General features: G+C 70.8%; 15 protein-coding genes. 2 read left to right on the top strand and 13 right to left on the bottom strand.

Annotation, left to right across the window (positions count from 1 at the left end; all coding sequences use genetic code 11):
* Nucleotides 1-68: 68 nt before the first annotated feature.
* From AB0N80_RS14765 to lepA, 13 genes are all read right to left on the bottom strand, one after another.
* Nucleotides 69-653, bottom strand: a complete 585-nt coding sequence (locus AB0N80_RS14765) for a GNAT family protein (RefSeq protein WP_315995632.1) — start codon at nucleotides 651-653, stop codon at nucleotides 69-71.
* Nucleotides 650-1,597: an NADP-dependent oxidoreductase gene (locus AB0N80_RS14770; RefSeq protein WP_363579143.1), complete on the bottom strand. Its 948-nt coding sequence runs from the start codon at nucleotides 1,595-1,597 to the stop codon at nucleotides 650-652. Before AB0N80_RS14770 ends, AB0N80_RS14765 begins: the two co-directional genes overlap by 4 nt.
* A gap of 87 nt (nucleotides 1,598-1,684) precedes the next feature.
* Nucleotides 1,685-2,578: a GTPase Era gene (era, locus tag AB0N80_RS14775; protein WP_315995630.1), complete on the bottom strand. Its 894-nt coding sequence runs from the start codon at nucleotides 2,576-2,578 to the stop codon at nucleotides 1,685-1,687.
* On the bottom strand, nucleotides 2,575-3,885 hold the full coding sequence (locus AB0N80_RS14780; protein ID WP_315995629.1) for a hemolysin family protein: 1,311 nt from the start codon (nucleotides 3,883-3,885) through the stop codon (nucleotides 2,575-2,577). The genes era and AB0N80_RS14780 overlap by 4 nt, the downstream gene beginning before the upstream one ends.
* On the bottom strand, nucleotides 3,882-4,349 hold the full coding sequence (gene ybeY, locus AB0N80_RS14785; RefSeq protein ID WP_076675771.1) for an rRNA maturation RNase YbeY: 468 nt from the start codon (nucleotides 4,347-4,349) through the stop codon (nucleotides 3,882-3,884). The genes AB0N80_RS14780 and ybeY overlap by 4 nt, the downstream gene beginning before the upstream one ends.
* The gene (locus AB0N80_RS14790; RefSeq protein ID WP_315995901.1) at nucleotides 4,346-5,371 is read right to left on the bottom strand and encodes a PhoH family protein; all 1,026 of its coding nucleotides are present in this window, start codon (nucleotides 5,369-5,371) and stop codon (nucleotides 4,346-4,348) included. The genes ybeY and AB0N80_RS14790 overlap by 4 nt, the downstream gene beginning before the upstream one ends.
* Before the next feature lie 49 nt (nucleotides 5,372-5,420).
* Nucleotides 5,421-5,768: an HIT domain-containing protein gene (locus tag AB0N80_RS14795; protein ID WP_363391793.1), complete on the bottom strand. Its 348-nt coding sequence runs from the start codon at nucleotides 5,766-5,768 to the stop codon at nucleotides 5,421-5,423.
* A 170-nt stretch (nucleotides 5,769-5,938) separates the two neighbouring features.
* Nucleotides 5,939-6,673, bottom strand: a complete 735-nt coding sequence (locus tag AB0N80_RS14800) for a 16S rRNA (uracil(1498)-N(3))-methyltransferase (RefSeq protein WP_363579145.1) — start codon at nucleotides 6,671-6,673, stop codon at nucleotides 5,939-5,941.
* Between the two features lie 2 nt (nucleotides 6,674-6,675).
* The gene (dnaJ, locus tag AB0N80_RS14805; protein WP_363579147.1) at nucleotides 6,676-7,800 is read right to left on the bottom strand and encodes a molecular chaperone DnaJ; all 1,125 of its coding nucleotides are present in this window, start codon (nucleotides 7,798-7,800) and stop codon (nucleotides 6,676-6,678) included.
* A 62-nt stretch (nucleotides 7,801-7,862) separates the two neighbouring features.
* Nucleotides 7,863-8,903 carry a heat-inducible transcriptional repressor HrcA gene (gene hrcA / locus AB0N80_RS14810; protein WP_363391799.1) on the bottom strand — a complete coding sequence of 347 codons (1,041 nt, stop codon included), beginning with the start codon at nucleotides 8,901-8,903 and terminating at the stop codon, nucleotides 7,863-7,865.
* Between the two features lie 278 nt (nucleotides 8,904-9,181).
* A complete protein-coding gene (gene hemW / locus AB0N80_RS14815; RefSeq protein ID WP_363579149.1) occupies nucleotides 9,182-10,399 on the bottom strand; it encodes a radical SAM family heme chaperone HemW in 1,218 nt (405 codons plus the stop codon).
* Nucleotides 10,399-11,043, bottom strand: coding sequence for a DUF1990 family protein (locus AB0N80_RS14820; protein ID WP_315995623.1), 645 nt, complete (start codon nucleotides 11,041-11,043; stop codon nucleotides 10,399-10,401). Before AB0N80_RS14820 ends, hemW begins: the two co-directional genes overlap by 1 nt.
* A gap of 27 nt (nucleotides 11,044-11,070) precedes the next feature.
* Nucleotides 11,071-12,915: a translation elongation factor 4 gene (gene lepA, locus AB0N80_RS14825; protein ID WP_315995622.1), complete on the bottom strand. Its 1,845-nt coding sequence runs from the start codon at nucleotides 12,913-12,915 to the stop codon at nucleotides 11,071-11,073.
* An 86-nt stretch (nucleotides 12,916-13,001) separates the two neighbouring features.
* Here lepA and AB0N80_RS14830 point away from each other — a divergent pair, with 86 nt between their 5' ends.
* Both AB0N80_RS14830 and rpsT read left to right on the top strand, forming a co-directional pair.
* A complete protein-coding gene (locus tag AB0N80_RS14830) occupies nucleotides 13,002-13,727 on the top strand; it encodes an alpha/beta hydrolase (RefSeq protein WP_315995621.1) in 726 nt (241 codons plus the stop codon).
* 115 nt (nucleotides 13,728-13,842) lie between these two features.
* The gene (rpsT, locus tag AB0N80_RS14835) at nucleotides 13,843-14,103 is read left to right on the top strand and encodes a 30S ribosomal protein S20 (protein ID WP_136585549.1); all 261 of its coding nucleotides are present in this window, start codon (nucleotides 13,843-13,845) and stop codon (nucleotides 14,101-14,103) included.
* The last annotated feature ends 26 nt before the right edge of the window (nucleotides 14,104-14,129 follow it).

A 14,129-nucleotide genomic window follows, 5' to 3' on the forward strand; every position in this document is an offset into this window, starting at 1 on the left:
GCGCATGGAGCGATCGTAGCAGCCCCGCACCGCGGCCTCCGCCGCGTCCGCGTCGCGAGCCGCCGACGTCAGGCCGCGGGCGCTGCCCACTCGCGCGCCAGCACGGCGTACACGAGCAGGTCGCCCCAGCGCCCCTTGAACCATTCCTTCTCGACGAAATGCGCCTCCCGGCGCATGCCGAGGCGTTCGGCGAGTGCGACCGAGCGGGCGTTGTCGGGATCGATCCGGGCCTCCACCCGCCGCAGACCGTAGACGACGAAGGCGGTGTCGATGAGAGCGCGCACCGCGGCGGTGGCGAGCCCCCGGCCGGATGCCCCCGGGCTCACGACCCAGCCGATCTCGGCGGATCCCGCGTCCGTGTCGAGGTGGAACAGCACGAGGTCGCCGATGACGGCGCCCTCGCTCTCGATGACCAGGACGACACCGCCGCGCTCGCCCTCCAGGCTCGTCCCGCCGAACAGATGCCCGATGCGGCGACGGATGTCGTCGGGCGACTGGGGGTCGAACGGGAGGAACCGGCACACCTCGGCGTCGCCGCGGTAGCCGGCCATGGCCTCGAGATCGCGCTCCTCGAAAGGGCGCAGGCGCACGCGCTCCCCCGTCACCTCGAGGGTCTCGGGCGCGGGCGGCAGGGCGAACGGCGACGTGCTCACGGCAGGAGGGCGACCTTGCCGCCGGGGTGCCCGGTCATGACGAAGCGCACGGCCTCGACCGCCTCGGCGAGCGGGTACGTGCGGGCGAGGGGAACCTCCAGGGCCCCGGATGCCGCGAGCTCCAACACCCGAGCGCGGGCGATGTCGCGGAAACGGGCGCTCTCCGGGCGGGCTCCGGCGATCCACAGGAAGCCGTCGGCCTTCGCGCGATCGGGCGAGACGATGGTGACGATGCGGTCGCGGTCCAAGACCAGCTCGAGCGAGACGTCGATGGCCTCGTCGGTCCCCGCCGCGTCCCAGGCGGCGACGATCGCCGCTCCGTCGGCCGCGGCTTCGACGCGCTCGCGCAGCCCGTCGCCGTAGGCCACCGGGATCCCGCCGTAGCGACGAACGCGCTCGGCCGAGTCGTCGGCATCCGCCCCGACCGTGCCGATCACGCGGACGCCGAGTTCGCGCGCCTGCTGGAGCAGGCTCACCCCGACGGCGCCGGAGGCGGCGTGCAGCAGCACCGTCTCGCCCTCGACGACCCGGGTGACCTGGATCATCTCGGCCGCCGTGGTTCCGGCGAGCAGCAGGTTGGCCGCCTCGGGATGCGAGAGGGCCGCAGGCTTCGCGAAGACGTCGCGGGCGGGCACGGTGAGGTCGGTCGCGTAGGCGCCCTGCACCCGGAACGCCACGACCTCGTCGCCGACCGCGAGCTCTCCCGAGCCGCCGACCGCGCCATCGCCGACCGCGGTGATCTCACCCGACAGCTCGTACCCGATCGGCACCGGGAACGTCGCGCCGGGGCGCTGCGTCGCGACGTGCTTCGCGTCGGCGGGGTTGATGCCGGCCGCGCGCACGCGGATCGTCACCTCGCCCGGTCCGGGGGCGGCGACGTCGACCTCGTCGAAGCTCCACGTCTCGATGGGCCCCGGAGCCGGAGCCGTCCACCTCTTCGCCATGCCTGCACCTTTCGTTGCGACCGCGCGTTCGGCACGGTCGGGGTCACGCGGTCGGGGGCCGAGCGGGTGTCGCGCGGTCTCCGGGGCTCAGAAGCCGAGGCGTCCGAGTTGCTTCGGGTCGCGCTGCCATTCTTTCGCCACCCGCACGTGCAGCGACAGATAGACGCGGCCGCCCACGAGCGGCTCGATGCCCGCGCGTGCTCGCGCGCCCACATCGGCCAGGCGCGAGCCCTTCTTGCCGATGATGATGGCCTTCTGACTGTCGCGCTCGACGACGATGTTCGCGTACACGTCGGTCAGGTCGCTGTCCTCGCGCGGCGCGACGTCGTCGACCGTCACGGCGATCGAGTGCGGGAGCTCGTCGCGCACGCCGTGCAGGGCCGCCTCGCGGATGATCTCGGCGATGCGGTCTTCGAGCGTCTCGTCGGTCACCACGTCGTCGGCGTACAGCGCGGGGCCCTCGGGCATGAGGGCGAGCAGCTCGTCGCTCAGCACGTCGAGCTGATCGTTGGTCACCGCCGACAGCGGGATGACCGCCGCCCAGTCCTCGCGAAGTGCATCGACCTCGACGAGACGCTCGGTGATCTGATCGCGGGTCGCGGCGTCGGTCTTGGTCACGAGGGCGACCTTCTTCGCGCGCGGGTAGCCCGACAGCGACTCCGCGATGCGGCGATCGCCGGGACCGACCTTCTCGGTCGCCGGTGCGCAGAAGGCGATGACGTCGACATCGCCGAGCACCTGCTCGACGAGGTCGTTCAGGCGCTGACCGAGCAGGGTGCGCGGGCGGTGGATGCCGGGGGTGTCCACGACCACGAGCTGACCGCCGGGGCGGTTGACGATGCCGCGGATCGCGCGGCGCGTCGTCTGCGGCTTCTCGCTGGTGATGGCGACCTTCTCGCCCACGAGCGCATTGGTCAGAGTGGATTTGCCGACGTTGGGTCGCCCCACGAAGGTCACGAACCCGGAGCGGGTGTCGGTCATCTGTCGTTCCTTTCACGCGCCGACAGCTCTGCGTCGGCGTCGTCGTCGGCGGAGACCTCGCTGCGCTCGACGATCACGGTGGCGATGCCCCGGTTCCGGCCGCGCGACGCGCCTCCGGTCATCACGAGGCCGGAGTGCTCGGCGGTGGCGCCGGGCTGAGGGATGCGGCCGAGCGCCTTGCCGAGCAGGCCGCCGATCGAGTCGACGTCCTCGTCGTCGAGCTCGAGACCGAACAGGTCGCCGACCTCGTCGAGCCCGAGGCGGGCGTTGATGCGGTAGCGGCCCTCGCCGAGCTCGACGATCTCAGTGTTGGGAGCGTCGTATTCGTCGGCGATCTCGCCCACCAGCTCCTCGATGAGGTCTTCGAGGGTCACGAGACCCGCGACGCCGCCGTACTCGTCGACGACCAGGCAGACGTGGACGGCATCTTTCTTCATCTGCTGCAGCAGCGTCTCGGCCTTCATCGACTCGGGGACGAAGACGGCCGGCCGGGCGATGCGGCGGATGGGGGCGTCGCGCCAGCCGGCCTCGTCGCGGAAGCCGAACTGCACGAGATCCTTCAGATACAGCACGCCCACGACGTCGTCGGCGTCGTCATCGGCGAGGGGCACCCGGGAGACGCCCTTCTCGAGGAACAGCGCGAGGGCCTCGCGGGAGGTGGCCGCGGCATCCACACTGACCATGTCGGTGCGCGGCACCATGACCTCGCGGACGTAGCGATCGGTGAAGTCGAAGACCGAGTGGATCAGCTCGCGATCGTCTTCCTCGATCAACTCGTTCTCGGCCGCCTCGTCGATGATGCTGAGCAGCTGCTCCTCCGACGCGAACGAGGTGGAGTGCGACACCCCCGGCGTCACGCGGTTGCCGACGGCGACGAGACCATGCGCGAGCGGGCCGAGCAGGATGCGCATGCCCCGGATGACGGGGGCGACGCCGCGCAGCAGACCGCGCGCGTGCTGGCGACCGACGGTACGCGGACTCGCCCCCACCGCGACGAACGAGATGCCCGTCATGAGCACGGCCGCGGCGATCACGGCCCACCAGATGTCGTCGAAGATCAGCATGAATGCGGCGGCGACGAGCACGGCGGCGGTCGTCTCGGCGAGCACGCGGATGAACACCACCGCGGTGTTGTGCGCGCTCGTGTCGTCGGCGATCCGCCGGAGCGATCGGGCGTTGCGGCCTGAGGCGCCGAGCTCGAGGAGGTCGGTGCGCGAGGTCACGCCGAGCGCCGCCTCGGAGGCCGCCATCAGGCCGCCGAACGCGACGAGGAGGAAGGCGGCGACGAGGAGGAGCGCTTCGGTCATGCCCGACGCTGGCGCTCGACGGCCTGGAACCCGGTGATCAGCTCCCGCTGGAGCCCGAACATCTCGCGCTCCTCGTCGGGTTCGGCGTGATCGAATCCGAGGAGGTGCAGCAACCCGTGCGTGGTGAGGAGGATGAGTTCGTCCTGCGTCGAGTGCTTCGCGGCGACCGCCTGCGTCTCGGCCACGGCGGGGCACAGCACGATGTCGCCCAGCAGCCCCGCGGGGGTGGGGGCGTCTTCGGAGCCGGGACGCAGCTCGTCCATCGGGAAGCTCAGCACATCGGTGGGGCCGGGCTCGTCCATCCACTGCACGTGGAGCGACTCCATGGCCCCCTCGTCGACGAGCACGATCGCCACGTCGGCGTCGGCGCTGACGTGCAGCTCCGCCAGGTTGTACTCCATCAGGCGCAGCAGGACCTGCTCGTCGACCTCGTGGCCGGATTCGTTGTTGATCTCGATCGTCATGAGCGGTTTCGTCTCGGGAGGTGATCGCGGGGACCGGCGGCACCGGGGCCGCGTCGCTCCGCACGGTTGGCGAACTCGGAGGCCTCGTCGCGTTCGCGACGCGCGGCCAGGCGCTTCTCGTCGTACTCGCTGTACGCGTCGACGATACGGCCGACCAGGGAGTGACGCACGACGTCGTCGCTGGTCAGGCGCGAGAAGTGGATGTCGTCGATGTCGCCGAGCACGCGGGTGACCAGACGCAGACCCGAGGCGCCCTGCGGGAGGTCGACCTGCGTGATGTCGCCGGTGACCACCATGCGGGTGCCGAAGCCGAGGCGCGTGAGGAACATCTTCATCTGCTCGGGCGTGGTGTTCTGCGCCTCGTCGAGCACGACGAACGAGTCGTTCAGCGTGCGACCGCGCATGTAGGCCAGCGGGGCGACCTCGATCGTGCCCGTCGCCATGAGCTTGGGCACGATGTCGGGGTCCATCATCTCGTTGAGCGCGTCGTACAGCGGGCGCAGGTACGGGTCGATCTTGTCGGTCAGTGTTCCGGGGAGGAACCCGAGTCGCTCGCCCGCCTCGACGGCGGGTCGGGTCAGGATGATGCGGTTGACCTCTTTGCGCTGGAGTGCCTGCACGGCCTTGGCCATCGCGAGGTAGGTCTTGCCCGTACCGGCGGGGCCGATGCCGAACACGATCGTGTTCTCGTCGATCGCGTCGACGTACTCCTTCTGGCCGGCCGTCTTGGGGCGGATCACCTTTCCGCGCGACGACAGGATCGCCTCGCCCATCACCTCGGACGGGCGAGGCCCGCCGTCGGTGCGGAGCATGCGGTTGGAACTCGTCACGTCGGCCGGGTCGAGGCCGTGGCCGGAGCGGGTCATGGCGACCAGCTCGTCGACCAGGCCGCGAGCGGCCCGCACCGCCGCGGGAGAGCCCGACAGCGTGATCTCGTTGCCGCGCACGTGCACGTCGACGTCGGGATGCTCCTTCTCGACGACGCGCAGGAGACGGTCCTGCGGACCGAGCAGCTGCACCATGGCCACGCCGTCGACGGCGATCTGCTCGGAGACGGTCTCTTCGGGGGAATCAGCCACCCAGGCTCTTTTCGTTCAGGCCGCCCGCGAGAACGTGGGCGTGCACATGGAAGACGGTCTGTCCGGCACCCTCGCCGGTGTTGAAGATCAGACGGAAATCGCCGTCGGCGTGCTCGGCGGCGACGCTGTTCGCGAGACCGATCACCTCGGTCAGCAGCTCCGGGTCGCCGGCCGCGAGCTCGACGACGTTGCGATACTGCTGCGTCTTGGGGATGACGAGCAGGTGCACCGGCGCCTGAGGGGCGATGTCGCGGATCGCGAAGGCGTTCTCGGTCTCGGCCACGATCTCGGCAGGGATCTCGCCCTGCAGGATGCGCGTGAAGATCGACGGTTCGCTCATGGCATCCAGTCTAGTGAGGGCCTCCGACACCGGGGCTCGGCCGTTTCGCCGACGCCCTCTCGGCGCTCACCGACCCGGATCGGGGCGGATCCCGCCGCTCGGGGCGGAGAATCGACGCCCCGATCTGCCGTATCCGCGCCGGATGCGAGAAGCGCCCGGCACGGCCCGGCTCACCAGCGCCCGTGCGCCGCCGACAGCACCGAGATGGCCGCGGCCCCGGCGGTGGAGGTCCGCAGCACGGTGTCGCCCAGCCGCACGAGGCGGGCGCCGGCGTCTTCGAGCGCCGACAGCTCCTCCGGGGCGATCCCGCCCTCCGGGCCCACCACGAGCACCACGTCGCGACCGTCCGATGCCTCCGCGGCCACCTCGGTGAGGCGGACGGATGCCGTCGGCTCGAGCACGAGGACGACATAGGCACCGGCACGGGCGACGAGGTCGGCCGTCCGGGCCACGCCCTCGACCTCGGGCACCCACGCGCGGTGCGCCTGCTTCGCAGCCTCGCGGACGATCGTCCGCCAGCGCGCGAGCCCCTTGTCGGCCTTGGCATCCCAGCGCGAGACGCTGCGCGCCGCCTGCCACGGGACGATCTCATCGACGCCGAGCTCGGTCGCCGCCTGGACGGCCAGCTCGTCGCGGTCGCCTTTCGCCAATGCCTGCACGAGCACGAACCGCGGGACCGACGCCGCGACCTCCTCGCGGCCCGTGACGCGCACGTCGACCTGCTTGGGGCCGAGAGCGGTCACGACTCCCGAGAGCCACACGCCGCGTCCGTCGCCGAGCGTGACCGCCTCGTCGACCCGCACGCGCCGCACGCTCGCGGCGTGATGCGCCTCCGGCCCGGTGAGGGTCACGGCATCCCCCGGCTGTGCGTCGGTGGCGTCGTCGGTGACGAAGTGCAGCGCCATGCTCAGTGGCGGAAGCGATCGCGGAATTTGCTGAACATGCCCTGTTGGTGCTCGGCCAGGCGGGGCCCGGGAGCCTTGGTGCGCTTGGCGAACTCCTCGATGAGAGCCCGCTCCTTGTGGTCGAGGCGCGTGGGGGTCACCACGTGCACACCGACCTTCAGGTCGCCGCGCTGGCTGCCCCGCAGGGGCGTGATGCCGCGGCCCTTGATCGTCAGCACGTCGCCCGACTGCACGCCCGGGCGCACCTCGAGGTCGACGGAGCCGTCGAGCGACTCGATCGTCGTGGTGGCGCCGAGGATGGCGTCGGGCATCGACACCTCGAGGGTGGCGACGAGGTCGTCACCCTCGCGACTGAATGCGTCGTGCGCCTCCACGGTGATCTCCAGGTACAGGTCGCCGTTGGGGCCTCCGGCCGGGCCCACCTCGCCCGAGCCGGGGAGCTGCAGGCGCAGGCCCGACTCGACGCCCGCGGGGATGTCGACCGACACCGTGCGGCGCGCGCGCACCCGGCCCTGACCCTGGCAGGTGCCGCAGGGGTAGGGGATGGTCGTGCCGTGACCGTGGCACACGGTGCAGGGCTGGCCGGTGACGACGTTGCCGAGGAGGCTCCGCACGGTGCGCTGCACGTGACCGGAACCGTGGCAGATGTCGCAGGTGACCTCGCTGGTACCGGGCTGCGTGCACGCTCCCTGGCACGTCTCGCAGAGGACCGCCGTGTCGACCTCGAGGTCGCGGTGCGTACCGAAGACGACGTCGCCGAGCTGCAGCGTGACGCGGACGAGGGCGTCCTGGCCGCGCTCCCGGCGTGACCGCGGTCGCGGGCCGCGGCCTCCGCCGCCGCCCTGCGCGCCGCCGAAGAACGTCTCGAAGATGTCGCTGAAACCGCCGAACCCGGCCGCTCCCCCGCCCCCGAACGGGCTCTGGTCGCCGCCCATGTCGTAGCGGCGGCGCTGCTCGGGATCGCTCAGCACGTCGTAGGCGTGTGTCACGAGTTTGAACTTCTCGGACGCGTCCTCGCCGGGATTCACATCGGGGTGCAGCTGGCGCGCGAGACGCCGGTAGGCCTTCTTGATGTCTTCCGGGCTGGCGTCGCGTTCGACGCCCAGGACCTCGTAGTGGTCAGCCACAATCGCCTTCCTGCCCGCTCGCGCGGGGTCGTTCTCGTGGGGAGTGCTCGCGGCGCGAGACGTCAGCGCGAGCTGTCGTCGTCTTCGAGCATCCGGGTCAGATAGTGCGCGACGGCGCGGACCGCCGCGAGGTTGGAGGAGTAGTCCATGCGGGTCGGCCCGAGCAGACCCACGCGGGCCCCGCCGGTGGAGCCGTCGTAACGGCTCGCGAGCACGGAGGCCTCGACGAGGCCGAAAGGCTCGTTCTCGCGCCCGATACTCGCCGACAGCCCCTTCTCGTCGGCGACCATCTCGCTCATCAGGCGCAGCAGGGTCACCTGCTCCTCGATCGCTTCGAGGAGCGGGTAGATACTGCCGCGGAAGTCCTGCTCGCGCTTGGCGAGGGTCGCGGCGCCGGCCATGACGAGACGGTCCTGACGGAAGGCCTCGAGCTCCTCCCCGACCACGCGCAGGACCGCGTCGGCGATCGCGTCGAGCACGACCCCGGGGCGCGGGCCGGCAGTGAGGGCCTCGGAGACGCGCTGGGAGCTCTCGGCGACGCTGTGTCCGACGAGCACCGCGCCCACGCGCGCGCGCAGCAGGGCGATGTCGCTCTCGCCGGGCTCGGCGGGCACGAGCGCGATGCGCTGCGACACCCGACCGGTGTCGGTGACCAGGATGACGAGAACCCGGGGCCCGCCGAGGGCGACGAGTTCGACGTGCGTGACGTTGGCGCGAGCGAACGAGGGGTACTGCACGATCGCGACCTGGCCGGTCAGCTGCGTCAGCGCCCGTACCGTGCGTGCGAGGAGGTCGTCGAGGTCGCCCGCCTCATCGAGGAAGGAGGTGATGGCGCTGCGCTGGGCGCTCGACAGCGGGCGGAGCTCGGCGAGGTGGTCGACGAAGACGCGGTAGCCCTTGTCGGTCGGGACGCGTCCCGACGACGTGTGCGGCGCGACGATGAGGTCTTCGTCCTCGAGAAGGGCCATGTCGTTGCGGATGGTCGCCGCCGACACCCCGAAGGCATGGCGGTCGACGATGGCCTTGCTGCCGACGGGCTCGCGCGTGTCGACGTAGTCCTGGACGATCGCGCGCAAGACCTGGAGGCCGCGTTCCGACACCATGGCTGCTCCTCCCGTTTGGCACTCGACTCGACTGAGTGCCAATTCTACGACGATCGCCCCGCCCGTGCGTCGAGCGGCTCGCGGAGGTCGGCGGCGTCGCGGTCAGGCGGCGCGGTCGGACGGCGCGGCATGCGTGTGAACGCCGCTCCGAGCGGCAAACCCCCGGACAGGGCGTTTACGCCTCGCCGGGCGTTTGCACGAAGCACCGACGCGCCAACGGGCCGCGGGCATCGTCACGCCCGACGATTCAGCCCGTGGGCAGCAGAGGCGTCCCCGGGTCAGGCCGTCAGCGCGCGCACCACGGCATCCGCCAGCAGGCGTCCGCGACGGGTCAGCACGATGCGCCCGCGAACGGCATCCGGGCCCTCGATGAGCCCGTCGGCGATGAGGGATGCCACGGCCTTGCGCCCCTCGCCGAGGATCTCCGACACCGCGAGCCCTTCGCGGATGCGGCTGCGCAGGAGCACCGATTCGAGCCGACGCGCCGTCTCGTCGGGACGCTCTCGCGCCGCGGCGGGCGATTCGGCGGCGGCGAGCCGCTGGGCGTACGCGGCGGGATGCTTCACGTTCCACCAGCGCAGCCCCGCGACATGGCTGTGCGCGCCCGGACCGAAGCCCCACCAGTCGGTGCCGCGCCAGTACGCGAGGTTGTGGCGCGAACGGTGCGCGACGCCCCGCGACCAGTTCGACACCTCGTACCAGTCGTAGCCCGCGGCGGCGAGCAGATCGTCGGCGAGCTCGTACATGTCGGCCTGCAGGTCGTCGTCCGGCGTCGCGACGGCGCCGGAGCGGATCTGCCGCGCGAGCTTCGTCCCGTCCTCGACGATGAGCGCGTACGCCGACACGTGGTCGGGTTCGAGAGCGGTCGCCGCCTCGAGCGAGGCGCGCCAGTCGTCGAGCGACTCCCCCGGCGCGCCGTAGATCAGGTCGACGGAGACGTCGAGACCCGCGCGGCGCGCGGCCGCGACCGCGGTGGCGACGTTCAGCGGATCGTGGGTGCGGTCGAGCGCCGCGAGCACGTGGGGCCGGGCCGACTGCATGCCGATCGACAGGCGCGTCACCCCGGCGGCGGCGAGGGTGTCGGCGACCGCGTCGTCCACGGTGTCGGGGTTCGCCTCCACGGTCACCTCGGCGCCCGGCGCGATGCCGAACTCGTCGCGGACCGCGTCGAGCATGCGGGCGAGGTCGCCCGGCGGCAGCAGCGTCGGCGTCCCTCCCCCGAAGAACACCGTGGATGCCGCGCGCCGACCGCCCGCGGCATCCATCACTGCGCCCGCCAGGCGCACCTCGGTGGCCAGGGTGTCGGCGAAGTCGTCCTGCCGCGCTCCGCGGAGCTCGCTCGCCGTGTAGGTGTTGAAGTCGCAGTAGCCGCAGCGCACGCGGCAGAACGGCACGTGCAGGTAGACGCCGAAATCGGCGCCGGGATCGATGACGAGGTCGTCGGGGAGGCGTCCGTCGACCGGCGCGGGGTCTCCGAGCGGGAGGGGCCCGCCCATCAGGAGGAGTACAGCGGCGAGATCGCGCGCAGGTAGCGCGCGAACAACGCCTTGCGCCGACGCCGGACGCGGCTGGTGAAGAGGCGGTACGACGGGGCGGTGGGCCGATCGAAGGCGCGTACGACGAACCAGACCTCGTCGTTCTCGCGCCACTCGAGGCTGAAGAGCTCCTCGCCGCTCACGATCGAGTGCCCCACGGTGCCCAGGATGAAGCCGACACGACGAGGCTCCTCGAAGACCGAGATGACGCGCAGCTCGGCGTCGGCGCGGTGTCCGTCGACCTTGCCGTGCAGGCGCACGCCGGTGCCGGGGCGGACGAACGGCGTGCCGTCGGCGGCGAAGCGCTGCTCTGCTTCGAGCCGGCTCGGCGCGACGGGCGCGCCCTCGGCGTCGAAGCCGACGCCCGCGTAGCCCTCCCCGGATGCCGGGCGCACGTCGGTGATGCTGAGTTCCTCGCCGCGCAACGGCGCCCACGACAGCAGCAGCTCGCTCGCGGCGGCGAAACGCTCCTCGCCGCTGCCGATGCGCCAGGCGTCTTCGGCGGGCACGGAGTGCTCCGGCGGATACTGCATGAGGTCGGGCGCCTGGGTGGCACCGACCGCCGCGTAGTCGACCGTGTCATCGGTGAAGTTCTGCCTGCGCATGATCCACCCCTCTCGGTTGCGTGCGTTCTACTTCTTGGCCTCGACGTCGCCGGAGAGCGCGGCGATGAACGCCTCCTGGGGGACCTCGACGCGACCGACCATCTTCATGCGCTTCTTGCCCTCCTTCTGCTTCTCGAGGAGCTTGCGCTTACGGGTGATGTCACCGCCGTAGCACTTGGCGAGGACGTCCTTGCGGATCGCGCGGATCGTCTCGCGCGCGATGATGCGCGCACCGATCGCGGCCTGGATGGGCACTTCGAACTGCTGGCGCGGGATGAGCTTGCGCAGCCGCTCGGCCATCATCGTGCCGTAGCTGTAGGCCTTCTCGCGGTGCACGATCGAACTGAACGCGTCGACCTTGTCGCCCTGCAGCAGGATGTCGACCTTCACCAGGTCGGCGGTCTGCTGTCCGGCCGGTTCGTAGTCGAGGCTCGCGTAGCCCTGCGTCCGCGACTTCAGGTGGTCGAAGAAGTCGAAGACGATCTCGCCGAGCGGCATGTTGTAGCGCAGCTCGACCCGGTCTTCGCTGAGGTAGTCCATGCCGAGAAGCGTGCCGCGGCGTGACTGGCACAGCTCCATGACGGTACCGACGTAGTCCTTCGGGAGCAGGATGCCGACCTTGACGATCGGCTCCGAGACCGAGGCCACGCGGCCGTCGGGGTATTCGCTCGGGTTCGTGACCGACACGGTCTCGCCGGTGTCGGTGGTGACCTCGTAGGTCACCGACGGAGCGGTGGTGATCAGATCGAGACCGAACTCGCGTGAGAGGCGCTCGGTGATGATCTCGAGGTGCAGCAGGCCGAGGAAGCCGCAACGGAACCCGAAGCCGAGCGCGACGGAGGTCTCGGGCTCGTACTGCAGCGAGGCGTCGGAGAGCTTGAGCTTGTCGAGGGCCTCGCGCAGCTCGGCGTAATCGCTGCCGTCGATCGGGTAGATACCCGAGAAGACCATGGGCTTCGGGTCGGTGTACCCCGCGAGAGCCTCGGTGGCGGGTTTGCGGTGCGTCGTGATCGTGTCGCCGACCTTCGACTGGCGCACGTCCTTCACGCCGGTGATGAGGTAGCCGACCTCGCCGACGCCGAGCCCCTGGGTGGGGATCGGCTCGGGGCTGGAGACGCCGATCTCGAGCGCCTCGTGGGTCGCGCCGGTCGACATCATCTGCAGACGCTCGCGCGGCTGCAGTGCCCCGTCGATCATGCGGACGTAGGTCACCACGCCGCGGTAGGCGTCGTAGACCGAGTCGAAGATCATCGCGCGCGCGGGCGCGTCCGCCACGCCGACGGGAGCGGGGATCTTCTCGACGATGAGGTCGAGCAGCTCCTCGACGCCCATCCCCGTCTTGCCGCTGACGCGCAGCACGTCGGCGGGGTCGCCGCCGATGAGACCCGCCAGCTCGGCCGCGTACTTGTCGGGGTCGGCGGCGGGGAGGTCGATCTTGTTCAGCACCGGGATGATCGTCAGATCGTTCTCGAGCGCCAGGTAGAGGTTGGCGAGGGTCTGCGCCTCGATGCCTTGAGCGGCGTCGACGAGCAGGATCGCGCCCTCGCACGCGGCCAGCGAACGGCTCACCTCGTAGGTGAAGTCGACGTGACCGGGGGTGTCGATCATGTTGAGGGCGAACGTGCCGTCGGCCGTGGACCACGGCATCCGGACCGCTTGCGACTTGATGGTGATGCCGCGCTCGCGCTCGATGTCCATGCGGTCGAGGTACTGCGCGCGCATGTCGCGGTCGGCGACGACGCCGGTGATCTGCAGCATGCGGTCGGCCAACGTCGACTTGCCGTGGTCGATGTGGGCGATGATGCAGAAGTTGCGAATCTGCGCCGGCGGGGTGGCGGACGGCTCGAGGGGCTTCAGGGCGCGCGGTGACATGTTCCGTCGATTCTACGGTGGCGCGCCGACATCGCCGTCCGCGGACGCTCAGGCTGCGCCTCGACGGCGCTTCTAAGGTGGATGCCATGGCGGTCCAGGTCGTGCTCGTGCACGGCATCCGCACGTCGGCGACCATGTGGCGCGCGCAGGTCGCCCACCTCGAGCAGCGCGGCACCCCGGTGACCGCCGTCGACCTGCCCGGGCACGGCACGCGTCGGGGCGAGGAGTTCACCCTCGACGAAGCCTTCGCGACCATTGATCGGGCGGTCCGGGATGCCGCGACCCGCGGTCCCGTGCTGCTCGTGGGCCATTCGATGGGCGGTCTGCTCTCGATCGAATACGTCGGGCGCGAAGACCCGCCGCCGGTCGCGGCGTTCATCGCGGCGTCCTGCACCTCGATCCCGCGCGGGGTGGGGCTCGCCGCGTATCGGTTCCTCGCGCGTCGATTCGACAGCCTGCCCGACCGCGGCCTGGGTCTGACCAACCGGGTGCTCGACCGCACGCTCCCGCCCGAGACGCGGCCGGACTTCGGTGCCGGCGGCTACGCGTTCGACGCGCAGGACTCCGCTCTCGCGTCGCTGTCGGTGCTCGACCTGCTCGCGGCGCTGCGGCGCATCGAGGTGCCGCTGTGGTTCGTGAACGGGCAGTGGGACCAACTCCGCGTGAACGAGAAGCTCTTCACGTCGATCGCGAAGGATGCCGAGTTGATCGTGGTCCCGCGCACGACCCACCTCGTCACGGCGATGCGGCCCCGCGTGTTCAACGCGTTGCTCGAGGTGGCGCTCACCACGGTCGAGACCTCGACCTGTTAGACTCGTCTCTTGGCTTGCGTGTGGGGTTTTTCCCGACCTCCACGACCGCCGGTACAGCGCCCCTCTACCGCTCGACCGGCACTTCCAACACTCACTCAAACGAAAGACCGTCGACGTGGCGAACATCAAGTCGCAGATCAAGCGCAACAAGACCAACGAGAAGGCGCGCGAGCGCAACAAGGCCGTCAAGAGCGAGCTGAAGACGCACGTGCGTCGCACCCGCGAGGCCGTTCTGGCCGGTGACAAGGAAGCCGCCGAGAAGGCGCTCGTCCTCGCCGGCAAGAAGCTCGACAAGGCCGTGAGCAAGGGTGTCATCCACCAGAACCAGGCCGCGAACCGCAAGTCGGCCATCGCGAAGCAGGTCAACGCTCTCTGAGCCGCAGCCGTTTCGACAGCCCGTCC

It is taken from the genome of Microbacterium sp. NPDC089188 (assembly GCF_040685155.1).
Lineage (GTDB): Bacteria > Actinomycetota > Actinomycetes > Actinomycetales > Microbacteriaceae > Microbacterium > Microbacterium galbum.